The 24,615-nt window shown below is 28.9% G+C and carries 27 protein-coding genes; 6 read left to right on the top strand and 21 right to left on the bottom strand.

The window, feature by feature from the left end; translation table 11 throughout:
* Positions 1-97: 97 nt before the first annotated feature.
* The 7 genes from G594_RS19570 to G594_RS0106395 all read right to left on the bottom strand — a co-directional run bounded on the left by G594_RS19570 (position 98) and on the right by G594_RS0106395 (position 8,180).
* The gene (locus G594_RS19570) at positions 98-1,714 is read right to left on the bottom strand and encodes a M28 family peptidase (RefSeq protein ID WP_051195921.1); all 1,617 of its coding nucleotides are present in this window, start codon (positions 1,712-1,714) and stop codon (positions 98-100) included.
* A gap of 139 nt (positions 1,715-1,853) precedes the next feature.
* A complete protein-coding gene (gene fliB / locus G594_RS0106420; RefSeq protein WP_027097830.1) occupies positions 1,854-2,975 on the bottom strand; it encodes a flagellin lysine-N-methylase in 1,122 nt (373 codons plus the stop codon).
* A 65-nt stretch (positions 2,976-3,040) separates the two neighbouring features.
* Positions 3,041-4,462, bottom strand: coding sequence for a potassium/proton antiporter (locus G594_RS0106415; RefSeq protein ID WP_027097829.1), 1,422 nt, complete (start codon positions 4,460-4,462; stop codon positions 3,041-3,043).
* Positions 4,463-4,629: 167 nt separating this feature from the next.
* Positions 4,630-5,142 carry a DUF4489 domain-containing protein gene (locus G594_RS0106410; protein ID WP_027097828.1) on the bottom strand — a complete coding sequence of 171 codons (513 nt, stop codon included), beginning with the start codon at positions 5,140-5,142 and terminating at the stop codon, positions 4,630-4,632.
* A 30-nt stretch (positions 5,143-5,172) separates the two neighbouring features.
* A complete protein-coding gene (locus G594_RS0106405; RefSeq protein WP_027097827.1) occupies positions 5,173-5,691 on the bottom strand; it encodes a DUF4489 domain-containing protein in 519 nt (172 codons plus the stop codon).
* Between the two features lie 212 nt (positions 5,692-5,903).
* Positions 5,904-7,043, bottom strand: coding sequence for a hypothetical protein (locus G594_RS0106400; RefSeq protein ID WP_027097826.1), 1,140 nt, complete (start codon positions 7,041-7,043; stop codon positions 5,904-5,906).
* Between the two features lie 144 nt (positions 7,044-7,187).
* Positions 7,188-8,180, bottom strand: a complete 993-nt coding sequence (locus G594_RS0106395) for a hypothetical protein (protein WP_027097825.1) — start codon at positions 8,178-8,180, stop codon at positions 7,188-7,190.
* Positions 8,181-8,317: 137 nt separating this feature from the next.
* On the opposite strand from G594_RS0106395, the gene G594_RS0106390 reads away from it, so the two are divergent.
* From G594_RS0106390 to G594_RS0106380, 3 genes are all read left to right on the top strand, one after another.
* Complete coding sequence (locus G594_RS0106390) at positions 8,318-9,355, top strand: hypothetical protein (protein ID WP_027097824.1); 1,038 nt, start codon at positions 8,318-8,320, stop codon at positions 9,353-9,355.
* Positions 9,356-9,367: 12 nt separating this feature from the next.
* Positions 9,368-10,270 carry a DNRLRE domain-containing protein gene (locus G594_RS0106385; RefSeq protein ID WP_027097823.1) on the top strand — a complete coding sequence of 301 codons (903 nt, stop codon included), beginning with the start codon at positions 9,368-9,370 and terminating at the stop codon, positions 10,268-10,270.
* A 149-nt stretch (positions 10,271-10,419) separates the two neighbouring features.
* A complete protein-coding gene (locus tag G594_RS0106380) occupies positions 10,420-11,781 on the top strand; it encodes an MATE family efflux transporter (RefSeq protein WP_027097822.1) in 1,362 nt (453 codons plus the stop codon).
* 154 nt (positions 11,782-11,935) lie between these two features.
* Here G594_RS0106380 and G594_RS0106375 read toward each other — a convergent pair whose 3' ends face one another.
* The 9 genes from G594_RS0106375 to G594_RS0106335 all read right to left on the bottom strand — a co-directional run bounded on the left by G594_RS0106375 (position 11,936) and on the right by G594_RS0106335 (position 20,151).
* Positions 11,936-13,744 (bottom strand): carbohydrate-binding domain-containing protein, encoded by a 1,809-nt coding sequence (locus G594_RS0106375; protein WP_027097821.1) that lies wholly within the window; start codon positions 13,742-13,744, stop codon positions 11,936-11,938.
* A gap of 21 nt (positions 13,745-13,765) precedes the next feature.
* Positions 13,766-14,455 carry a DUF4956 domain-containing protein gene (locus G594_RS0106370; RefSeq protein ID WP_027097820.1) on the bottom strand — a complete coding sequence of 230 codons (690 nt, stop codon included), beginning with the start codon at positions 14,453-14,455 and terminating at the stop codon, positions 13,766-13,768.
* The gene (locus tag G594_RS0106365) at positions 14,449-15,201 is read right to left on the bottom strand and encodes a polyphosphate polymerase domain-containing protein (RefSeq protein ID WP_027097819.1); all 753 of its coding nucleotides are present in this window, start codon (positions 15,199-15,201) and stop codon (positions 14,449-14,451) included. Before G594_RS0106365 ends, G594_RS0106370 begins: the two co-directional genes overlap by 7 nt.
* A gap of 158 nt (positions 15,202-15,359) precedes the next feature.
* Complete coding sequence (locus tag G594_RS0106360; protein ID WP_027097818.1) at positions 15,360-15,800, bottom strand: N-acetyltransferase; 441 nt, start codon at positions 15,798-15,800, stop codon at positions 15,360-15,362.
* Positions 15,801-15,966: 166 nt separating this feature from the next.
* The gene (locus tag G594_RS0106355; protein WP_027097817.1) at positions 15,967-17,250 is read right to left on the bottom strand and encodes a dicarboxylate/amino acid:cation symporter; all 1,284 of its coding nucleotides are present in this window, start codon (positions 17,248-17,250) and stop codon (positions 15,967-15,969) included.
* A gap of 288 nt (positions 17,251-17,538) precedes the next feature.
* On the bottom strand, positions 17,539-18,111 hold the full coding sequence (locus G594_RS0106350) for a hypothetical protein (RefSeq protein ID WP_027097816.1): 573 nt from the start codon (positions 18,109-18,111) through the stop codon (positions 17,539-17,541).
* A 56-nt stretch (positions 18,112-18,167) separates the two neighbouring features.
* The gene (locus G594_RS0106345) at positions 18,168-18,623 is read right to left on the bottom strand and encodes a metallophosphoesterase family protein (protein ID WP_207636986.1); all 456 of its coding nucleotides are present in this window, start codon (positions 18,621-18,623) and stop codon (positions 18,168-18,170) included.
* Positions 18,624-18,690: 67 nt separating this feature from the next.
* On the bottom strand, positions 18,691-19,476 hold the full coding sequence (locus G594_RS0106340; RefSeq protein WP_081663591.1) for a 5'-methylthioadenosine/adenosylhomocysteine nucleosidase: 786 nt from the start codon (positions 19,474-19,476) through the stop codon (positions 18,691-18,693).
* Positions 19,477-19,644: 168 nt separating this feature from the next.
* On the bottom strand, positions 19,645-20,151 hold the full coding sequence (locus G594_RS0106335) for a GAF domain-containing protein (RefSeq protein WP_027097813.1): 507 nt from the start codon (positions 20,149-20,151) through the stop codon (positions 19,645-19,647).
* Positions 20,152-20,269: 118 nt separating this feature from the next.
* On the opposite strand from G594_RS0106335, the gene G594_RS0106330 reads away from it, so the two are divergent.
* The gene (locus G594_RS0106330; protein ID WP_027097812.1) at positions 20,270-20,692 is read left to right on the top strand and encodes a hypothetical protein; all 423 of its coding nucleotides are present in this window, start codon (positions 20,270-20,272) and stop codon (positions 20,690-20,692) included.
* A gap of 263 nt (positions 20,693-20,955) precedes the next feature.
* Positions 20,956-21,378 (top strand): hypothetical protein, encoded by a 423-nt coding sequence (locus G594_RS0106325; RefSeq protein WP_027097811.1) that lies wholly within the window; start codon positions 20,956-20,958, stop codon positions 21,376-21,378.
* Positions 21,379-21,544: 166 nt separating this feature from the next.
* Here the strand turns inward: G594_RS0106325 and G594_RS0106320 are convergent, their stop codons facing one another.
* From G594_RS0106320 to G594_RS0106300, 5 genes are all read right to left on the bottom strand, one after another.
* Positions 21,545-21,817 carry a hypothetical protein gene (locus G594_RS0106320; RefSeq protein ID WP_027097810.1) on the bottom strand — a complete coding sequence of 91 codons (273 nt, stop codon included), beginning with the start codon at positions 21,815-21,817 and terminating at the stop codon, positions 21,545-21,547.
* A 7-nt stretch (positions 21,818-21,824) separates the two neighbouring features.
* Positions 21,825-22,202: a hypothetical protein gene (locus tag G594_RS0106315; RefSeq protein ID WP_027097809.1), complete on the bottom strand. Its 378-nt coding sequence runs from the start codon at positions 22,200-22,202 to the stop codon at positions 21,825-21,827.
* 12 nt (positions 22,203-22,214) lie between these two features.
* Positions 22,215-22,583 (bottom strand): DUF2089 domain-containing protein, encoded by a 369-nt coding sequence (locus tag G594_RS0106310; protein ID WP_027097808.1) that lies wholly within the window; start codon positions 22,581-22,583, stop codon positions 22,215-22,217.
* A 206-nt stretch (positions 22,584-22,789) separates the two neighbouring features.
* Complete coding sequence (locus G594_RS0106305) at positions 22,790-23,440, bottom strand: TIGR00266 family protein (RefSeq protein WP_242829706.1); 651 nt, start codon at positions 23,438-23,440, stop codon at positions 22,790-22,792.
* A gap of 225 nt (positions 23,441-23,665) precedes the next feature.
* Positions 23,666-23,983, bottom strand: a complete 318-nt coding sequence (locus tag G594_RS0106300) for a nucleotide pyrophosphohydrolase (protein WP_027097806.1) — start codon at positions 23,981-23,983, stop codon at positions 23,666-23,668.
* Between the two features lie 134 nt (positions 23,984-24,117).
* On the opposite strand from G594_RS0106300, the gene gloA reads away from it, so the two are divergent.
* On the top strand, positions 24,118-24,504 hold the full coding sequence (gloA, locus tag G594_RS0106295; protein WP_027097805.1) for a lactoylglutathione lyase: 387 nt from the start codon (positions 24,118-24,120) through the stop codon (positions 24,502-24,504).
* Positions 24,505-24,615 lie beyond the last annotated feature (111 nt).

Genomic DNA, 24,615 nt, shown 5'->3' with positions numbered 1-24,615 from the left:
TAAATAATTAGCAATAACTTAATTATTCAAAACATTTAACTTAAATAATTAATAGGTATGAAAGAATTAAACTAATTTATACATACCTATTAAGTTTCTATTTTATATAATTTATAAATGCTATAATTGTAGTTAGAGAAATTATAGCAAGTAGTAATACCACTCCTAAAGCACCTATTGTTAATGCAATATATATATTCCATATAACAGGTACAAACATTATTATACTAAGAGCTGCTGGAATCACTGCTATAAGTTTGTTTATACCTTTCTTTAATAAACCAAATATAATTAATGAAATTACTGCTGGCCAAAGGAATAAATAACTAGCTCCCTTTAAAGTAAACATTGTAACCACTAGGAATATAATATTAAATCCTATAGATCCTATTATTATCCCCTCTTTATTTTCACTACTTCTAGAAATCTTACCTATAAAGATAGTAGTTAGTATAGTAAGTAGTATCAAGAAAGTACCCAAAATAATATCATCACCAGGCACTTTTGGCATATATGTTATCTTAAATGGCATTCCTGTTATTAATGAAATTATATATGAAACTACAACTCCACCAACAAGTGATATAATTCCTATTAAAAGCCATATTCCTGTATATTTTAAAGTGCTTCTAATAGATATATTAAATTTTCTAATAACTAAGAATGTAGCTACTATAATTAAAATCATTAATCCAAATGCTATAGTTGTTGAATAATTTATAAATACATTAGGTAATAAAGTAAAGAATATAGCATCCTCATTAGAATCTAGATATCCTTCTTCACCATAATCAGCATTATATACGAATTCTTCTACTACAGGAAGGATTTGTTCTCCATAATGCTGAAGACTTGTATCACTTACATTCTCATAGTTATCTTTTGGTGTATGATAATAATCTAAGCTATTTAAAACTGCAAAGTTTATACCTTGTAATCCCATTTTTTTAAATTCACTAAAGTCTGAACCATTTGGCATTTTACTATATACATCTGCTGCTAAGGAATATGATATAGGTAAATTCGCTTTTTTATATAGGTCTATTACTTTTTTATTATTTGAGCTTGTCTCAAACATTAATGCTGGGCCTTTAATTCCTCTAGCTTCTATATTTACAACATATTCTACATTTTCATATAATGAGAAATTATTGTTCATTTCTTCTTTTGCTCCAAGAAGCCCCATCTCTTCACCATCTGTTATTAAGATCTTTATTCCATTTTCAAGAGGCTTGTCTTGTTCTTTAATAACTCTAAGTATTTCTAAAATTGTAGATATACCATAGCCTGCATCAGCTGCTCCTAAAGAACCTTCCGCTTCTCCATCTCTCTTTTTAGGTGATGAGTCATAGTGAGATGCTAATAAAATATATTTTCCATCTTCTCCATTCTTACCATCAATCTTTGTATAAATATTGTTTATGTCTACTATTTTTCCATTTCTATCTTCTACATTTTCATAAGTGAAAACTTCAGTGTCTAATCCTAATTCATTAAGCTCTTGTAAAATATAATTCCTTACTTTAGCCAACGCATCTACATCATAAATTGAATGTGGCTCCTTAGCAATTTCTTTTATATGTTCTTTAGCCCTCTCTGCTGAAAAGGCACCTTTTTCAGCTCCTTTGCTCATAGGTGTGTAAAGTGATAATCCCCCTAAAATACTAGCTATTGTGCATGTTATCAATACTATTATCCATGTTTTCTTTTTCATATTGTGTCCTCTCTTATAAGTAATTTATCTTTTATGGGTATTAGATTATCATAAATTATTTTGATAGTCAAATTATTTTATAATAAAATAATAACTTAAATAAAAAGAAAGAAGCCCAATCATTAATCGAGCTCCCTTCTTACCTAATAAGTATTTTTTCATAAACTTTATTGTGTTCAATATCCTTACTGATAGATTGAATCACTCTTAATATTACATATTCTGTGATTTCTTCTTCATTACCTACTGCAATTCCAATTACGTATGCCTTAATTACTTTATAAATATTAATAAGATAGTTAATGCCTAGATATAGGTCTTCGCCTTTATTAAATGGTATCAAGTCTGTAAATACCTTATTAACCAAATAGTTTTCAAATATATACTCAAAGGAATCTAATTGGCTATTAAGTTCATTAAACACGTCTAAGTTATCTAGACCAGCTTTATATTCCTTAATGCATTGCTTTAATCTAACACTCTTTATATTCTTTGATAGTTCATCACTGCATAGTATAGAATAAAATTTTTCATCACCATCAAAAGCTTCTTTCCTTATAGATGTAAAGTCATAATCCTCTGAAGAAAAATCTTCGATTATATCTTCTATGACGTCAAAGTCCTCTTCTTTAAAAGCATCCTCTAGTATATTAAAGAAATGCTTTAATATACTTAATCTGAATTCTATAGAATAACTTCTATTTTGAATAATATTAATTGTAATTAATCTAATATCCCAGAAATATTGAAGCAAATTATCACTATATTCAAAGGCTTCACTATCTATTATTCTTCTTATTTCTATATTATCTATATCAAGTTCATCTTCAATTTCAATAAATTCCATCTTTTCCTTATTCAAAAGAGAATTTAAACAAATCTCATAACAAGATGTTAATCCACTCATTTCATAAACATCATCAATTATATTATAAACTCTAGGATAATTCTTACAGGTGATACACAAATGTTCTTCGCCAATGTTACCGTGAATATCACAAAGCATATTCGAGTTTAAAAATGGGCATTTTTTTTCATTTTCTAAAATCATGAATCCATGGTTAAAAATATCATGTTCATAATTATTTACTTTATACTTCCCGTTAACTAACTTATTAAGCTTACTTTCTGAATTTTCATACCTATTATAGGTATTTTCATCTATATTTATATCCCATCCAACACAACAAGTATCAATACACTTAGAGCTAACACATTTAAAACCTACCATGTACCTAGGGATAAACATATTTACTTTCATATTTTTCTCCAATCTTTCATTATCAATTACCATAATAGTTTATTTGAAAACAGATGTAAACTTATTTATTTTCCTAAAGCAACCTCATTTAAGTTATTGCCACTTAAAACAAGTATATCATTTTCTAAAATCTCAGTAGATCCCTTTGGTACAATAACTTGGCCATTTCTTTTTATCATTACTATTAATATATCATCTGGAATTTCTGCATCCATAATTGTTTTGTTCATCCACTTACTACTTCTAGACACATTATATTCTAAAAGCATTGTTGATTTATCTTCCTGATAGTCATTAAATGTTTTTAAAACTGTTGTGTCATTATCAACAAGATCTAATTTTTGTGCTACCTTTGGTAAAAGAGTACCTTGAACAGACACTGAAATTAGCGCTATGAAAAATATTATATGAAAAATATCATTTTCTATAGGCACACCAGAAGTAATTGCAAAAATAGCAAAAACTATTGATGCAGCACCTCTTAACCCTACCCAAGAAATAAGTATTTGTTCTTTAATAGGAGTTTTAAATCCCCTAAGAATAAAATGTGTAGCTATTGGTCTTGCAATAAAAATCATAAATATAGAAATGATGATTGAAACTCCAATAACCTCAGGTAATCTTGATGGGAAAGATAATAATCCCAACATAAAGAATAACATTATTTGCATTATCCATGATATTCCGTCAAAGAAAACAACCAAACTCTTTTTATGAGGAATCTTACTATTACCAAGTATTATTCCCGAAATATATACACTTAAGTAGCCGTTACCCCCTATAAATTCACTTAATGCATAGGCTAAAATAGCTATCGCAATAATAAATATACTATAAAAACCTTCAAGTTCAAAGTTAGCCCTTCTTATTATAAAAACTGTAGCTTTAGCAAGAACAACTCCAAGGAGTATTCCAAATATAACTTGCTTTAATATCATAGGAACTATACTCCAACTTAAGCCACTAGACATTATCATTATAATACTTAGTGTCATCATATATGCAATTGGGTCATTACTTCCACTTTCTACTTCTAATAATGATGCAATTTCACTTTTTAAATTTAATTTCTGTGATCTTAAAATAGTAAAGACTGAAGCGGCATCTGTAGATCCAACGATTGAACCTATAAGTAGTCCTTCTAAAAGACTTGTATTTAGAATAAAATAACAAAACACTCCTGTTAGTAACGATGTTATTATTACCCCAAAGGTAGACATGAGTATTGATTGATTGGCTACTGGTTTAGCCATTTTCCAGTTGGTACCGAAGCCTCCGTAGAACATTATAAAAACTAGTGCAATAGAACACAGTTTACTAGTTAAATCATAATTATCAAAATATATTCCTACTATTCCATCAGAACCAAACAACATTCCAAGAACTATGAATATAAGAAGCATTGGGACTCCAAATTTGTATAACATCTTACTAGATGTTATGCAGATTAGTAATACTAATCCACTTATAATCATTAATTCAACCATATTACCTCCTTATGATATTATTTTCATTATTATTATACAAAAAAATTCTCTTATATATATTCATTTTAGCAATATGTTTACATTATTCATATAAATATAAATTAATTGTTAAATAATTTCAAAAATTTAGAGTACAGACTTCTCTGTACTCTTATATACTTTGTTTATTAACAAATTTTTTCTACAGCTATTGCAGAAACTTGAGCACTCACACTTGTTCCAGCTTGAATTAAAGTAGCATTAGATATTTCTACTGTATAAGTGCAGCATCCACAACATTCTCCACTATCGCACATTTGGAATTCAAAAGTTTTACCAGATAGAGTATTTATTGCAGAGCTTGATGTTAACGAACTACCAACAGATTGAGAACATCCATTGCAACATTTTGTTACTCTAAAAGTTAAGCTTGGTATAGCTCCTAATGGTGCATTAATCAATGCTGTAACATGAATTAATACAGTTGGGCATCTTAATCCCCTTGTATCAATAGTTACGCTTCCGACTGCATAAGGATTTCTTATGCTTGCTCCTGCTAAATCTAATATAGGGAGTGGACCTGCTGATCCAGATCCGCAACTCATTATCATTTTTCCAGGAGTTTGTGGCCTACAAGTTTCAGCTGGATCTGCTACTGCTAATTCATCATTAGCTACGTTATTTCCACATGAAGTTGCCATTATATTACCTCCAATTCTTATTTGATTAAATTAGCTACAAGCTTTTTCTACTGCTAAAGCTGAAATATTACCACTTATTGTAGTACCAGCTTGTGCCAATGTTGCATTAGATATTTCTACTGAATAGGTAGCACATCCGCAGCATTGTCCACAGTCACAGAATTGGAATGCAAAAGACTCACTGTGTAATGCATCAATAGCATCACTATAGTTGTAGCTTCCGCCTACTGCTTGAGTACATCCATCTATTGTTCTAACTAATCTAAATGTTATATTTGGCAATACACCTATAGGAATGTTAATTAATCCTGTAAAATTAATTAAAACACAAGGGCACTTCATTGCTCTTGTATCTATAGTTACGCTAGCAAGTGAATAAGGATTAATAATACTTGCCCCTGCAAGGTCTAATATTGGTAATGGCCCAACTGCTCCAGCTCCACAACTTAAAATTGCTTTACCTGGTTCAGGCGCAGCACAACTTTTTCTAGAGTCTGAGTCAGTTACTGCTAAAGCTGTATTTGAACGATTTTGACAATTTGTAATCATAATCTTCCTCCATAAATATATTTGAATTTTACTAGAAAGCTTATTTTAATTAAGACTATCCTTTACTTATATAATATGTTCTACACTCTAAAGGGTGATATGCAACCAAACATTTTTAGACAAAAACTTTTATATTATATATTATTATGTTACTAAATATTAAAAAGAGTGATAAAAAAACCACTCTTTTTTAATAGAATTATAGCTATATCTTATCTTCTACATCCGCATCTTCTTGGCTTTGTAGCTACATCTCCAGTATCATTGCCATTGCAATCAGATTCTCTGCTTGCATCATGACATTCCACTCCACATGGATTTGTAAATACTGCTAATTCTTCAGATGTAGTATGACGAATATTATGATTAACTAGGAAAGAATATCCAACAGTTGCGTGAATATAACCCTCACCATAATCTCCATATCTTTCAGTTGTTTCAACACAGTCAGCTGATAAACAATGTTCAAGTTTTATATTACTTCTAACAGTTCTTCCATCACTTGGAACACTTACTCTTCCATATAGATTTACAGGTGTAAAGTTTAATCCTACATCAGTTCCGCAACCTTCACCATTTCCTAAAGTATCTTTCTTTGTAATTTCTACTGGATTTACAGTTATTCTCGAACCATTACCATAAAGATCACCATAACAACTATAATCCTTTGTAGCTGTAAAAGGTCTATTTCCTATTCTTCCCTTAATTTTAATCTTTAAGTTATCAACATGATATCTAACACCTTGTTTAAACACTCTTGATTTAGGAACTACAGCATTTTCTTGCTCAGCATTACATCTAGTTCTGTTTGCTGTACCCTCAAACTCATCATATAAATTTACAATTGAAGGTATATTAGTATTGCATTTTAAATTTTCATCATCTACAGCATTGTCAGGATAGTTATATACTGCTACTCCTGTTCCTGGTACAGCTGAAAACACTTTGTCTTCCATATCATATCTTACACAAATATTACCTTCTCCTAAAGCATTTGGATTAGTATGGGCTATTCCTTCAGTTGTATCATCATCTTTAATTCCGATATTATCATAGCATAACGAAATTTCATCTATGCATACTGCATCCCCAACTCTGTATTGAGTATTACAGCTTGGATTTTTAGGATCATAATTGTCAATAGCAAATACTTCATCTTTATCAGCAAATTGTAAACTTTCTAAATACACACAGTCATGAATTTTTTCAGCTAATATTCCTACACATTTAGCATTTGATATATTTGTACATTTTACTTCTAACTCAGAAGATTCATCTGGAGCACAATTTGTCTTAAAGTTCTCTTGTTCACAAGGCTCAACTATATTCCCTTCGTTACCTCTTATTTCCATATACAGTTCCTCCTGTTATTTATCTTTCAAATACATATAAATATTTACATTTATATAATTTATTCTATGATACTTTTTGACAAATGTTCCTTGGTAAATACTATATCTGACAGTTCTCTTTGTTTTAAAAATTACAAATATATTCTACATATTTTCTTCAGAAACCCTCTTATTACAAATAACTCCTTTTTTATCAATAAATACTCCTATTTTTTCCTTAGTACTATGATAAATTTTCTGTGTTACTAAAAATGAATATTTAACTAATCCATTTAAAGTATTGCCTCCCATATACCTAGAAAATGGAAGAATGTTTTCTATAGAAAGTCTTGAATCTAATTTGATTTTAAGCTGTACCCTTCTATTATCATTTGGAATATTCAAATCTCCACATAAATTAACAGGAGAAAAATTCAATCCTACTTCTGGAAAGTCTACTTCTTCATTTTTATATTCATTTACTCTATCCAAACTAGTAATCTCTGCAGGATTACTAATTATATAATTACCATCCCTATCAATGTCATATTTTTTATAACTTTTAATTCCTTCAAAAGTCTTACAACCTATTTTTCCACTTATTTTTATCTCTAAGCCATCAATAAAATATCTTACTCCATGTTTAAAAATACTTACTCTAAAATTAGAATTAGAGTTTCTCTTAAAGTAACCATTAAATTCTCTATATATGGTGATTACCTCCGGAATCTTTTCTTCTTTATTTTCTACTGGTATTTCCCTTATTTCATGAGCTGATTCCTTACTTCCAACTAAATCCACTTTGCTTCCATCAACTTCTACACAGATGAAATCTTCATTATTATTGACACCATCTTTATAATCCTCCATAATGCCTATAAAGTTATAAAAAATATCAAACTTCTCAATAGAAATTTTATCACCTACAGTGTAATCTTCCTCTCCTTCTGTTATTATTGTAAACTCCTCATTTTTTACGCTAACTTGATTACTAGTTAAATAAATACAGTCATAAATTTTATCAGCTACTATTCCTTCACATTTAACATTACTTATATCATTTGCTTCCTGCTTTATTTCATATGTAAACTCTAAAGCGTCAACTTTATTTATCTCATGAATACAATCCTCTAATAAAAATTCATTCTTTTCTTTCAAATCTGATCCTCCAAAATTAATAGTAATTTATAATATGAGTTTACTTTATATATGTTTCTCTTTCACATTAAACATGTACACAATAAACAATATAAAAATATATTATATAAATAGAATTAATTTTAAGGAGGATATCTATGTCTTTTAAAAGAAAATTCAACACCTTAATACGTAAATCAGATAACTCAATATGTGAGTTTAGTAATGATAATGGAATTGAATTATATATCTATGATAAAAATAAAGAACCAATATGTAAAAAAAGACTTGTTACAGGTATTAATGGCTTTTCTAATTCTTTCTTTAATATTGATAGTAATGATTCTATATATGGAATTGTTAGCAGCAAGGATAATCCCCTACTCTATTTCTACATTAGTTCAAAATTCATATATAAGAGTGAATTACTTAAAAGTTCTAACTCTATAGAGAAAATCACCTTTCCATATATAAAAAAAATTGGTGATAAGATACACATTTTTTATTACCTTGTTGATGTAACACAAGTTGATAGAGGTAAATTAATACATTATTATTACGATGGTTCTAACTGGAATAAGTCTCAAATTGATAATATTGAATATTTTATATTGTCCAATTTCGTCGTTACCTTTAAAGAGGATGTTCCTACTATCTTCTATCTAAATAGTACTAAGGGGCATGAAGAAGTTTTTATATCTAATTTTAATAAAGATAACCTATCTTGGAACCATCCTGTTCAAGTTACTAATACACATAAAACTAAGGTTTATTTGTCAGTTGTTGAAGTTCCCCAAAATACTTATCACATAGTATTTTCTGAAAAGAATAATGATAAATATTATTGCACTTATTATAGTGGCCAATTAAAAAACAATTCATTTATTAAGAAAGACTATTTTATCATTCAAGATACTATTGCTTGTGAATTCCCTCATATTTTAAGAATTAAAAACGAACTTTATATTCAATGGATTGAATTTAGCGAGTTATTTACTACATTCTCAAAGGATAATGGCTTTACATGGAGCAAACCTAACTTCTTTACAAATGACTCCGATAATTCAGTTATAAGATATGATTATAAATCTAATTTTATAAGAGATAAAAACAATGATATATGCAATATATACTCATATGAAGATATATTCTCTATATTAGGAATTTCAAGCAACCCAATTTTACTAACTAATTAAGGAGGTTTTACTTTGAGTAAAATAATTAAGGTTAATTGTAACTCCAGCACTACTATAGATATGATTCGCCCTGAATATTCCAACACAACTGGAGATAAACTAATAGTTGGAACACATTATTTAAAAACAAATCTATATAACATCTTCGTATCAGTACTTAAATTTAACCCAATAGATATAAAAATTGAAGATATTGAATCTGTATCACTTTATCTATATTTAGATAACTTATTATGTAATGATTTATCATTTAAAAACATTGCAATTTCAAAGAATATAGATAATCCAGATTTAAATAAAATCAGCTGGAAATCCCCCCCAAAGATATCTAAAAATCACTATATTAATGTTTGTTTTCCATATAGCTATGTAGATAGTTTTATTGATATTGATATAACCTCACTTTATAAATCTTCAAAAATTGATACAGAGGATTTTAGCATCACCTTAAGTAGTGGCACCAGTAAAAATACCTCCATAGTAAGATTTGATTCAGCATATTCTATAAATAAACCATACTTAGTTATTAGATTACGTGAAAATATATATGATGATATACCTTTAGAATACACAGATGAATATAGTATTAAATCTCCCCCATATAACTCAAATTCTTCATGTCCATTTAGAAATATAGATTTTTCAAAACTAAATAAACTTGAAGAATCTACAAAAATATTAACTAAAGAAATAGCTTCTATTAAAACAAATATCTCTGACTTAAACAAAAAATATACTAATCTTAATAACGCAATAAAAGATATAACTTCTAAAAATAATAGGATATCTGATATAGAATTAACTAAAAATAATTTAAAGTCTATTACTGATACAGTAAGCAGCTTAAAAGACGAAGTAAAAAGTTTAAATAGTAGATTAAATAGCATAAGTATAGAACCTATATTGGATGAATAATAAATCCCTTATAAAGAGAAATTGTGTATCAATTTCTCTTTTTTGTTGTTAACGATTAATTTTTATTTTATACAATTAACTACTAGCAATATAAAGACAATCATGTTATCCTATAAACTTGTGAGTAAAAGTTTTAAAGGGGGATGTACATGACACAAGATATGACAACTGGGAATCCAGTAAAACTGATTTTATTTTTCTCAATACCTTTACTTATAGGAAATATATTTCAACAATTTTATAGCATGGTAGATACAATCATCGTTGGTAGATTTGTAGGAGTTGAAGCTCTTGCAGCTGTTGGCTCTACAGGTGCTATGGTTTTCTTAGTAAATGGATTTGTTATAGGTTTAACTGCAGGGTTTGCTATTCTAATATCTCAAAGATTTGGAGCAAAAGACCACTTAGGTATGAAAAAAGCAACAGGAAGTGCAATAACTCTTTCTGTAATATCAGTACTTATAATAACTATTATTAGTATTTTATCTGCTAAGCCAGTACTTAGATTAATGAATACACCAGATAATATAATGGTGGATGCTTCAAAATATATAATAATAATGTATGCTGGTACATTTGCTACTTTTATATATAATATGTTAGCAAGTATGTTAAGAGCTTTAGGAGACAGTAAAACTCCACTTTACTTCTTAATTATTTCTTCAATATTAAATATTGTTTTAGATTTAGTATTTATAATTAACTTTAATATGGGCGTAGCAGGTGCTGCATATGCTACAGTTATTTCACAAGGTGTATCTGGATTACTTTGCTTAATCTATACTTACAAAAGACATACAATATTAAAGTTAAAGAAAAGCGATTTTATAGTAAAAAAAGATTACTATATAACTCACTTAAAAATTGGTGTCCCAATGGCTCTTCAATTCTCTGTTACTGCCCTTGGAATAATGATAGTTCAAGGTGCATTAAATGTGTTTGGTTCTACTGTTATAGCTTCATATACAGCTGCATCTAAAGCACTTCAATTAGTAATGCAACCTGCTGTTACATTTGGAGTTACTATGGCTACTTACTGTGGACAAAACCTAGGGGCTAGAAACTTTGAAAGAATACAAGAAGGGGTAAAGAAATGTACAATTATATCTATAATAACTAGTATTATAGCTGGTATTGTATTAGTTCTGTTTGGTAAGTACTTCGTATTGATGTTCTTAGAAAGCCCTGACCAAACAGTTATAGGTTATGCAACTCAATGTTTAAATATAGCTGCAATATTCTTTATACCACTTGGGCTAATATTTATATATAGAAATGCTCTTCAAGGTATTGGTGATTCATTTATTCCTATGATGGCAGGTGTTTATGAATTAGCAGCAAGAGCTTTAGTTGCATTTACTTTACCAAATTTTATAGGGTACTTAGGAATTTGTTTAGCTGATCCAGTTGCTTGGATATTTGCTTGTGTTCCTTTAGCCTATACATACTTTAAGAGAATTAAAAATCTTTTAAACGAAAAAGAAAATGAAGAAGCGCTAGAAGTTGCTTAAACTTAATAAGAATAGAGAGTGAATAAACATCACTCTCTATTTTTATTAACTGTATATTCATATATTCTTATATTTTTATATTTATGGCACCCACTTTTGCAAGTATAATAAAAGAAACCATTACAATTAGATTGGCTTCTTTACATTATAAGTTCTATCTTCTATTTCCTTTGCCACCACCTGGCATTCCCATATTTCCTCCATTACTACTTCCTACATTTGTAACTGATCCAGAAATAGTAAAATTCTGAACTTTAGAATTACCAATGTATAAATCATAGCTTTCTCCATCTTTAAATTTTGATGAGCTTACTATAATTGAAGAATATTGTTTAGTTGGTGTGTACTTCACTATTTCTTCTCCACTAGAACTTAAAATTTTAAATTCCACGTTACCTTGTTGATTATTAACTCCTATACTAACAGACTTTTGAGTTGAAGAATCACTAGGCCCTTGAGCCATTCCTAAGCTTCCTACAGCAATCAATGTTCCACCACTTATATCAAAATTTCTATCATAATCTAAAGATCCATTACCATTATTAGTTGGTCCATTAACTATAACTTCTCCACCAGTGATATATATTGATCCATTGGAGTCAATTCCATCACCCTTTGCATCTACTTTTATAGTTCCACCATTGATTTTAATTTCTCCACTAGAATTTGAACCGAAACCATTTTGTCCAGGTCTTCCATTTAAAGAAGATGAATCATTACCACCAGCAGCATTTATACCATCATCACTTGCAACAACATTAATATTACCATCATTTAAAGTAATCTTTTCCCCTTCAATACCTTCATATGACTTAGAAATATTAATATTACCCGCATTTATAACTAATGAAGTATCTGCATGTACTCCATCATCTCCTGATGAAATCTTAATTTCTCCTCCATTAATAACAAGCTCTCCATTAGAATGTATTGAATCATCAGATGAATTTATATCAAAGCTTCCATTATCAATTGTAATTTTAGAAGTAGCTTTAATACCTTTTGCACTTGCTGTTTCTTCTGTTGCTTCTTCTTGTACATCATTAAAACCGGGTCTTTCACCTTTATCATTCATTCTCCAATTACCCCAATTACCATTATCTGATGTACTGCTGTTACTACTGCCTCCACCTGTTTTTATATTAAATTCCCCACTATTTATTAATAGTTCAGTTTCAGCTTGAATTCCATCTTCTCCTGCTGTTATATTAAATACTCCATTTTCAATCCATATATACCCTTTACTTGTGTCTGTATCATTATTAGCCTTCATTCCATCCCCTTGAGTATCAATAGTAATATTACCATTTTTAACTGTTAATGAATCCTTACCTCTTAATGCAGTATTAATAGCTGTAACTGATATATTACCACTTTGAATTCTTAAATCATCTTTACTAGTAATTCCATTATTATAGTTTCCTTTGACAGTAAGGGAACCATTACCTATAAAAGTTAAATCATCTTTACTGAATATAACTGCACTTGGTTCATCTGCACTACCATCTTCAAAGACATAGTTTGTACTATCTTCAACTACATTTTCAGTTTCATCAGCTAAAGATATTATAGTTTTATCTGCATTTTTTACATAAATAGGAGCACTGTTTGATGAAGTTATGTTTATTCCATTTAAAACTATATACACCTTATCATTATCACCAGCATTTACAACTATTTGTCCATCCTTTAAAGTACCTGAAATACTATATGTACCTGAGGATGTTATATTTACTTTATTATTATCTGCTTGTGCACCACCTCCATTAATATTAATGCTATCTCCAAGTTCTATATAGGTATCAACCTCTCCTATACTTTCATCCTCTATAGATTTCATTTCAACTAACGTACTTTCTTCAACTGATGGTGTTGATGACTCTTCATTATTATCTTTTGAGCATGAAACTAATGAAGCTCCTAGTGCTAATGTTAATAGTAAAGTAACAAATTTTCTTTTCATATTAAACACCTCCTGATCTTTTTATCCATAAACCTTTTCTTCAAATCCTGTTATACTTAAACTTATATTTAAATTTCCATTCCTGCATCTTAGATCATCTATAAGCTTCTTTTGATTTACTCCTTCTTTTAAAGAAATAATATAAGTTAATTCAAATAAAGCTCCAAAATCTCTAGTTTTTACCCTCTCTATATGAAAAGTAGTTGTATATTTATTTAATACTTCTTCAAAAACACCTTCATAATTTAAATCCTCTGGTACAATAATTTTAAGTTGCATATTCTTAGTTTTTGACATTGCAAAATTAGTTGAAAATAAAACTATCATTACTCCACATAGAATTAATGTAAATATGACAGCATAACCAATATAGCCCATTCCACAAGTAAGTCCTACTGCTAATGTAAAAAATACATAAGCAATATCCTTTGGATCACCAGGTGCACTTCTAAAACGAATTAAAGAAAATGCTCCAGCTAAACTAAATGCTCTAGCTACATTGTTTCCTACAAGCAGAATAATAATAGAAATTATAACTGGTAACATAATTAGCGTGATTGGAAAACTTGGTGAGTAACCTTCCTTTTTATGAGTTTTTATATAAACTAAGCTAATCACTAATCCTAAAATTATTGATGATAAAATTACAATTAACGCGTTTGCTAATGTAAAAGACTCCCCATTTGTTGATGATATTATAGTTTCTAACATACTTCTTTACTCCTTCCTATGTTAAAGCTTATATTATTTTTACAGTAATCCATAAATTCATTTCCGTATTTAGAGAAATGTGTGTTATATATTTTTAACTCTGAAAGTATTTTAGTGAACCATACAGGCATAGCCCCTAATATTTTAACCTCCATAAGATATTTTCCATCTCCAAGTATATCTCTTCCAAAACTTCCTTCTTGAAGAGTTAAATAATCCCGTCTTGTAAGTATTTTTGTGTCAAAAGTCAATCTAAAATCTTTATTATCCTTTGCAAAAAAAGCACTTCGAACATAAGATATATAAACCTTAGGTTTTATGTCATTATTTTTTAAGTAATACTCTATTTCATTAATTACTTGTTGGTTTACATAATCACTAAACTTTGGTTTTATTCCTTCTTCCAAAAAGTTCTTTGCTTCTTTTAAAGTTAAGACTACTCTACGTTTATTAACAATTCCATTTATCTTCTTTTTCATTTCAAGGAAGACTTTTTCATCTTCTCTGCATAAATTTCTATAACTCCTTAACCTAAGTTTTTCTTTATAAAATGGTTTAGATATGGAATGACGTATTACATCATCATTATCTGTATCGTAATAGATATTATAGATACTATATGTTTCTCCATCTTTACAATATCTATCTGGTTCCATGAATTCTAACAACCTTGGTATTAAAAGTCTATATTGATAATCTGATATTATAAATTTCTTTTCATATCTTTGAAAAGATTTTATAGCCATAGAATCCCTCCCTTTTTCCTTTAAGCTTTGAATGTATTATATTAACTGAAGCTTAAACAAAACTTAAGAAGTAAACTTTAGTAACATTAAAATGTTGGAATTATTCACAATTTAATTACAATTACTATTTCTTGAAGAATAAAAAAAGAGAAACCTATTTAGATTTCTCTTGATGTGTATTTCATTAAAACTTCCATAAACCCATTATCTTCATTTTTTCTTTCTTCTATAGGCTCAAATAAAGCTTTCTCATAAAACCTATAGGCTTTCTCATTATCTTTATATACTGATAGTATTAAATCCTTATATTCCTTTTTTACATAATCCAATAACATTTTCCCTACGCCATTGCTTTGACTTGTGGGTTCCACAAATAAGGCTCCAATATAACTATCATCAACAATACTTATAAATCCCTTTATAGTATTATAATCTTCATATACAAAAGTTTTTGAATTTGGCAAATACTCTTTTTTTACTGTATTATAGTTACATCTCCAGTAAAACTCAGGAATAAATGGATGCCCAACGATTGTAGATCTAAACCATATGCTCATAACAGCATCTATATCTTCCTCTGTAAATTTTCTTATATACATTTTGCTCTCTCCCCTACGCAATTTTGCATATTTTTCTTTCTTTTTACTTTTTGTTACAAATTGTTAATATAATTTTATTTTACCATCTTACTATAAAATTATAAATATATTTTTTTGCCCAAAAAAGAACTCCAACAATATCTTGCTGAAGTTCTCATGTTTATATTTAATTTATTTCTAACTCTTCCCCTATCATATCATTTTCAGAGTAGTACATAGATTCATCTAGTACTCCCTCTTTCTTTGCCACTATTAAAGTGCATATACAATCACCAATAGTATTTACTGTTGTTCTGCACATATCAAGTATTCTGTCTACTCCCATTATTAATCCAATACCTTCAACAGGCAATCCTACGCTATTTAATACCATTGAAAGCATAACAAGCCCAACTCCAGGCACTGCTGCTGTTCCTATAGAAGCTAGAGTTGCTGTAAAAATAACAGTTAAAATACCTCCAAGGCCAAGATCAATTCCATATAATTGTGCTATAAATACTGTTGCAGCTCCTTGCATTATAGCTGTTCCATCCATATTAATAGTTGCACCTAATGGAATTGTAAAAGATGAAACCTTGCTATCAACACCTAATTCATTCATAGTCTTCATTGTAACTGGTAATGCAGCTCCACTTGATGCTGTTGAGAAGGTTATCGCTCCAACTTTAGGGAACTTCTTTACGAATGGCATAATACTTAAATTAGTAAATGTCTTCAAAATCCCTGTATAAACAACTGAAGCATGAATAAGTAATGCTAATAAAACAACCGCCATATATTTCAAGAGTGATGCAAATGCCTCACCCCCTGTCGTAGCAAAGGTTGTAGCTATAAGACCAAATATTCCAAAAGGTGCAAAGTACATAACTAAACTAACCATTTTTAAGAAAATTTCATTTAGATTTTCCATAAATGTTTTAACAAGTTTTACTTTTTCACCTAAGATACTAATTGTTACTCCAAATATTATTGAAAAGCTTATAACTTGAAGCATATTTCCTTCAGCCATTGCCTTTATTGGATTAGTAGGAATCATATCTATTAACACATCTGCAAAAGAAGAACTTTGGGCAATTGTAGGTTGCTCTGATACAAGACTAGACATATCTAATCCCACACCAGGATTAATTAAGTAAGCAAGTCCAATTGATATTGAAATAGCTATAGCAGTAGTAGATAAATAGAAAATAAGAGTTCTAGCTCCAATTCTCCCTAAACTTTTTATATTACTTAAAGATGCCACCCCACAGGTAATTGATGCAAAAACTAGTGGAACTACAAGCATCTTGATTGCACTAATAAAACCTTGTCCTAATACTTTAAATACTCCACCAATTATGATGGTATCCTTTACAGTTCCAGCAGGCAAAGATCTAACTAAAATACCTACAGATAGACCAACACCCATTGCTATAAAAATTTTTGATGTTAAACTTAACTTTTTTTTCATAAATTTCCCCCTTTTTTAATTTTTATAATCTGACAACTTATTAATAATATACAAGTAGTATATCACATTTTCCAATATTATGAAACATATTTTCTATAGTTATTCAGTTTTTAGAATATGCTTTTTTATTCAAAATATATTAATTAGTTTAAATGACTTATAGCCTTAACTTTCACAACTGCCCCTAAAGCTTAATTTTCTATTGTGCAACTTTTAATACCTAAATATTCAATTGTAAATTAATTTATGCAAAAAAAGAATGCCATAATAATATGACATTCTTTTTTACTATTTAATGATGCTATATACGTAATTTTTAAAGTCCTCAAAAGTTCCACTTACTATTGAAGCTCCTTTAAGTATTCTATTTCCAAAGAAATTATATTCACAACTTCCATAATTAAATGCAGCACTACTTACTATTAAGTTTGACTCATTAACTCTATAAGTTGCTCTCTTTTCTAATATATCAACACAGAAATCTAGAAAATCCTTATAGTCTTTAATGTGTCCTGACTCTACCATAGAAATCACAAAATTAAATAAATAGAAGCCTCCAATTAATTGTATCATCTTATCATTTGGAGTGTAGAAAACTTTCCCTGAATTATAGAAGAACTTTAATTCTCCATAAGTTGCAGCTTTATATTCACTATTAATTTCTAATCCCTCTAAATTATGCATTCTAAGTGCAGCTTCAATACTTTCCCATGAGTTAGCATTTACTACAACATTATCTTTTATAACTTGCTTAAATTTTTCAAAAGACTCTTCAGAATCCTTACTTGAACTTACTTCCTTACCATCAAACATTACTTTATATTGTCCATTTTCATATATTAATTCAACTTTATTACTCAAAACAAATTCCATCCTTTTCTATTTAATAATAATTATTATAACATATTAATTCTATTTTATAAATCATGTTTTATAATTTTTATTCTATTTTGTTCCAATATACCTATTGCAAAAGAAAGAGGTAGTGAAAATCTCTTCTTACCACAACTACCTGGATTTAAGAATATCACACCATTAACTTCCTCATAAAAATACTTATGAGAATGTCCAAACACAACCAAATCTACATCCTCTAAGTTTTTAGGAAGATCCTTAATATCATGTACTACATATATTTTAAAGCCATCTATTTCTACTACTTCAGATTTATTTAATCCCTTTGCCCAATGATCCTTATCATTATTACCTCTTACAAAAGTAATATTACCTATATCCTTTAAAGCTAAATAGGTTTCTTCATTTGATATATCCCCAGCATGAATTATGTAATTACACTTTTTAATTTCTTCCATTACTTCTTCTCTAAGTAAATTATGAGTATCAGATATAAATCCTATTCTTATCCCTTCCATAGTTTTCTCCTTTGTTATAAAACTTAAAAGACGATATTACCTATTAGGCAACATCGTCTTAAATATTTTAGTATAATTTAACGAATTCTTCAACCATTGAACTTGCATTTTTAGCTGCTATTGGTAAAAACTCTTCATAAGATAAATCTGCTGATCCATCTGCCTTATCTGAAATTGCTCTTAATACAACGTAAGGTATTTTGTTTAAGTATGCAGTTTGAGCCATTGCAGCTCCTTCCATTTCTACTGCAGAAACATTACCAAAGTTTTCTTTAATTCTTTCCACAACTGCACCACCAGCAACAAATTGATCTCCAGAGGCTATTCTACCTTCTTTTATTACTAAACCATCTATATTTTCAGCTGCTTTCTTTGCAACCTCTACTAATTCCTTATCTGCTTGGAAAAATGTAATACCAAGTCTTGATATTTCTCCTAATGGATCTCCAAATACTGTAGTATCAAAATCATGTTGAACAGCATCTGTTGAAATAACTATGTCACCTTGATTTAATTCTGGGTCCATAGTTCCAGCAACTCCTGAATTTAATAATGCAGTTACATTAAATTTATCTGCTAAAATTTGAGTACAACTAGCCATATTTACTTTACCAACACCTGATCTAACTAAAACTACATTTTTATCATGTAATTTACCAGAGTAAAAAGTCATTCCAGCAACTTCTACTGTATCTTTAACATCCATCTTTCCTTTTAATATTTCAACCTCTTCTTCCATAGCTCCTATAATTCCCAGAACTTTTTCTTCTTTATTTTCTTTGTTTACACCACAACCTATAAATAAAGAAACGGATAATACTACTGCTCCTAGTAAAGCTGTTAATTTTTTCATTAGTGTTCCCCCTGTTTGTAATAAAAATCGAACTTTAAAACCATATTTTCGAATATAATTCGCAAGTACAATTATTTATAACATAGTACACAAGAAAAAATCAATATATTTTTTTATTAATTTTGAATATAATTCGTTACAGTGCGAATTATATTTATTATCCATCTCTTATAAGTAGGATATTTTGTCAAATTTTACGAATTTAATTAGAACTTCTACAGCTTCAACAAGATATTTTTCTTCTATTTCTGTAAATCTGTTATACTCATCACTATCAATATCAAGTACACCTAACACATTATCATTAACAACTATAGGAAGTACAATTTCTGAATTAGATGCTGCATCACAAGCTATATGTCCTTCAAATTCATGTACATTATCTATTCTTAACACCTTTTTTTCCTTTGCAGCTGTACCACATACCCCTTTTCCAATTTGTATCTTAGTACAAGCTGGCATTCCCTGAAAAGGTCCTAGAATTAGCTCATTATTTTTATTTAAATAAAACCCGCACCAATTAACTCTTCCTAATAAAGCATTTATTAAAGCTGAAGCATTACAAAGCTTTGTAATATCTTCCTCATCTCCACTAACTAATCCTTCTAACATTTGTACCATAGTTTTTAATCTTTCTTCTAAATCTAATCCATTAAATATTTTAATATCAAACATCTTATCTCTCCTTTATATTTCTTAAGAATAAATGAATTCTAGTTCAAAGTTTACATTTTGTTATAACTATTTCTTAATATTTATGATACAATATTTTTTAAGATAAGAGGTGATTAAAATGAACATTTTTAAAGGGACATATGGATTTGATGTTTTATCTATCTTTTTATTGTTTATAAGCTTGATCTTGAACCTAGGAAAACATACTCGTTTACTAGGAACTTTAGTTACTTTGTATGTAATTTATAGAGCTTTTTCAAAGAATATATATAAGAGATCTAACGAACTATACAAATTCACTAATTTAGCTAATAAAGTACTATTCCGTTTTGGCAAAAGATTACCTGATAATATGCCAAGGACAAGTCTTGAAAATATACCTTTGATATTTAGTCAATTAAAATATGTTATTAATCAAAAAAGACAATATAAGATAGTTAAATGCCCAAATTGTGGTCAAAAGCTTAGATTGCCTAGGGGGCAAAAAAAGATAATTGTTACATGTAAAATGTGTAGGTTTGAATTTAAAGAAAGAACATAAAAATGGTGCCGTGGATATTTATTTTGCTTGTTCCGTGTCGGGCTCCAAGTCACACCGAAATAAATATCTGTTCCCCTCGTACTTAAGGTAAGAAAATAGACTGCTTGTAGCAGTCTATTTTAATTTGTAAATAAAGTTATTCTATTCTATGTAATTATTGAAACATTTCTACCTTCATTTCCCTGGTAATATTTTACATATTGTTATATTAATATATGTGCTATACTTTAAATATATATTTTTGGTAATTATACGGAGGACTTATGGGTAAGAAATTATTTAAATTTTTTATAGGGCTAACTATTGCTTTTACTTTAATAGGTTGTACAGCTAAAGAAGGCTTAAATGATACTAATACAGGTAACTTAACTGAGGGAGAGCTTCACGATATTATAAAGTCTACTTACAAAGATTGTACTATTTCATACACAACAGAGAATAGCATAAAAATATTAGATATAAAAATTAATGTTCCTAAATCAAGCAGAGCTGAAGAACTTGAGGCCTTTACTAATGCATGTGATTTAATATCTAATAAATTAGACGACATTACATATTACTCTGGAATAATGTATACCCTACAAGTAGATGGAGAAGATAAAGCTTGTATAAGATCATATACATCTGATGATGGAAAATTCAAATTAGAAAGTACCTATATTGAAGATGATGAATACAAACAATAAAAAAATGTATTTAAATGTATATAATATTCTCTATAGGTAATAATATTATTGAGGATAGATGTAGACATATTAGTTTTAACAGTACCTAACTATGGCTACTGAATACTCAAAAAAGACACCTAATACTTCTAAGTACTAGGTGTTTTATTATTTCTAAATTAAAACACTACATTTTTATAAGAACTTCCGTCCCATCATTTGCTTTAACATTAACTATTTCTAATCCCTTGTATTTCTTTAGCTCTTTCATTGCAACTAAAATGAAATCCATATCCAAGGCATTCATATATTCATTTACTTTATCCATGCCATCTTTACTTACATTGTTCTCTACTAAAGATTTACTCACAAAATTAGCTATTTTAACTCCACTTGTAAGTAAGAAATTAGGAATATAAATTGTAAACCTTCTTTCATTAGTCCTAACCCTTATCTTCATTTCACACCTACTCGATTACTACTCTAACTTTATCACCATTTGCTGAATCTACCGTTACTATTTCACCTAACATCTCATTATCAAGTGAACTAATAATGGCACCTGTCATCACCTCTAAATCTATACCTTCCATTTCATCTACTTTAATTGGAAGCTTGCCAGTAGCCTTTAAAATCGAAGTAATAACTGCCACAGGAAGATTAACTTTTACATTATCACCAGCAGATGAATCAACCCTAACCTTAAACATTCTCCTATCATAATTCACATTCTCTATTGATTTATCCTCTTTTTTGTACATTGCCTCAATTAAGTCTGCACCCTTTTCAACCTCTAACTTACCTTCTGACACCATTGTAAGTACCTTTAATAAATCCGCTCTCATTCTCAGACCTCCTTAATCTTCTTTCATTCTTTCTATTGCTTCTTGTGGTGAAATTTCACCCTTCTCTAATGCCTCTATTACATCACTAGTTGATGACTTTATAGGTTTACTATTTCTTTTATAACCCAATGCAGATATAACTTCATCAAGCTTGGCTCTTACTGTTGGATAAGAAATACCAAGTTCCTTCTCCACATCCTTAATGCTTCCTCTACACATTATGAAAACCTCAATAAACTTTAATTGATCCTTTGATAAATAATCAAACTTTGAAAATTCAAACTCATTTTCTATAGTAGTTTTACAATCTGAACATTTTAATCTAGTTATCCTTAGTTTCTTACCACATACAGGACAAACAGTTATCGCTTTAAACACCATCTATCACTCCTTATGTTTATAATATATTCCTACGCTTACAAAATGTCAACAACAAATATTAAAATAATTAATTTATATATTAATTATTTTAATATTTAGTTTTAATATATTAATTTTATTAATTTGAATCTTGATATTTTTGTTACACATACAAAAATAGATATAGAATAAACTTCTATATCTATTTACTATTAACCTATTTAATTTTATGAGCCTGGTGATACTAAATATGAAGGATTCTTAGTTTGAATCCATACTTCCCCAGGACCTTCAAACTTGCATATATATCCCTCACCACTAACTAAAGATGTAAGTCCATTAGAAATCATTTCAACTTTGTAATTTAAAGAACTTTCCCATAAAACCAAGTGATTAGTATCAACTATATATCTTTCTCCAGGATTCAATGTCTTCTTGTGAATTGCTCCAAAAGAACATAAAGCCAATGTTCCTGCACCAATAGCTTCAACTTGGAATAGCCCTTCTCCAGAAAATATACCCTTTCCACCAGCACCTTTTGTTTTTAACTCAATATTACCATAGCTAGCTAAGAAAGCATTTTGTCCTAACCTATAATTTCTACTACCATCCATTTCAAATAATTGAATATCTCCCAAAAATGTTGGTGAAAGTAGTAATTCCCCCTGTGAATTAGCAGTATATTCTTGAAGGAATGTACTTTGTCCTGCAAACATTCTTCCAATGGCTTTTTTACCCCCACCTGATTTTAACTTCATGTCAAAAACATCATCCATAGAAACCATTGCCCCTGCTCTAACTATGAATTTATCATTTGTATCAGCATTAACCTTTAAAATAGTATTTGTAGTTTGGTAAAGCACTTGAAATTTACTCATAATAACCCTCCTTTTTTTACTTTTTGCTTATATAAATAGTGTTCACTTGTATCCAATAATTTTTATAATCTTTTACTTGCCAGATAAAAGCTTAACCATTTATAAAAATATAGTTTTATTATATCACTTACGTGTTAAATACTGTTAATACATTTTTTGAGGAAATTAAATTTCCTCAAGAATAAAAAAGGTAACAGATATAAATCTATTACCTAAATACTTATTCTACAACTCAGTATACTTTTTAGCATTTCCTTTTGCCTTTTCTACTGGATACTTTTTTTCATTCTTATCCATTTTCATATTTATGATTTCTTCAATATTTACATCTAGAGCATCTGCCATATGTACGCAATAAACTAGCACATCTGCAAGTTCTTCCTTAACAGCTTGAAGATTATAACTTTCTTCATCCCACAAAAAGTTTTCTAATAATTCGTTTGCTTCTATTGAAATTGCTTTTGATAAATTAGCTGGAGTGTGAAACTGATCCCATTCTCTATCTTCTCTGAACTTTCTTATTCTCTCTATTGTTTCTTTCATAATAACACCTCTTTCCTAAAACATTATAACTATAAAATACATTATAGCTCACTTTTTATAATAATCGGAGTAAAAATATCTACATCACTAACAAAAACATTCTATAATTACCAGGAAATTTTGAAGGTGCTAGAATGAAAGTTAAAATGTTACACACTTGCATTAGAGTTATGAATTTAGAAGAATCACTTAAGTTCTATAAGAATGCTTTAAAAATAGTTGAGACGAGAAGAAAGGATTTTCCTGATTACAAATTTACTTTAGTTTATTTATCAGATAAAGAAAATTCTTATGAAATAGAACTTACTTATAACTATGATCCTGAAAAACCTTATGACCTTGGTAATGGCTTTAGCCATATTGCTATAGGAACTGAGAATATAGAAGAAATGAGAAATAACCATGAACAATTAGGATACGAAGTAACTCCTTTAAAAGGATTGCCTGGGGAAGAGCCTTACTACTACTTCGTTACTGACCCTGATGGTTATAAGATTGAAGTTATAAAAACTAGAGTTTAACACATAAGAAGATAGTCTATAATTCAGGCTATCTTCTTATATCTTAATTTTAATATAACACGCTCTAACCCGTATTATTACTATAACTTCTTAAGTTCTTTTCTTCTTAAC

Origin of the sequence: Clostridium paraputrificum AGR2156 (assembly GCF_000424025.1) — a bacterium.
Classification (GTDB): Bacteria; Bacillota; Clostridia; order Clostridiales; family Clostridiaceae; genus Clostridium; species Clostridium paraputrificum.
This window is presented reverse-complemented; position numbering and strand designations above follow the sequence as displayed.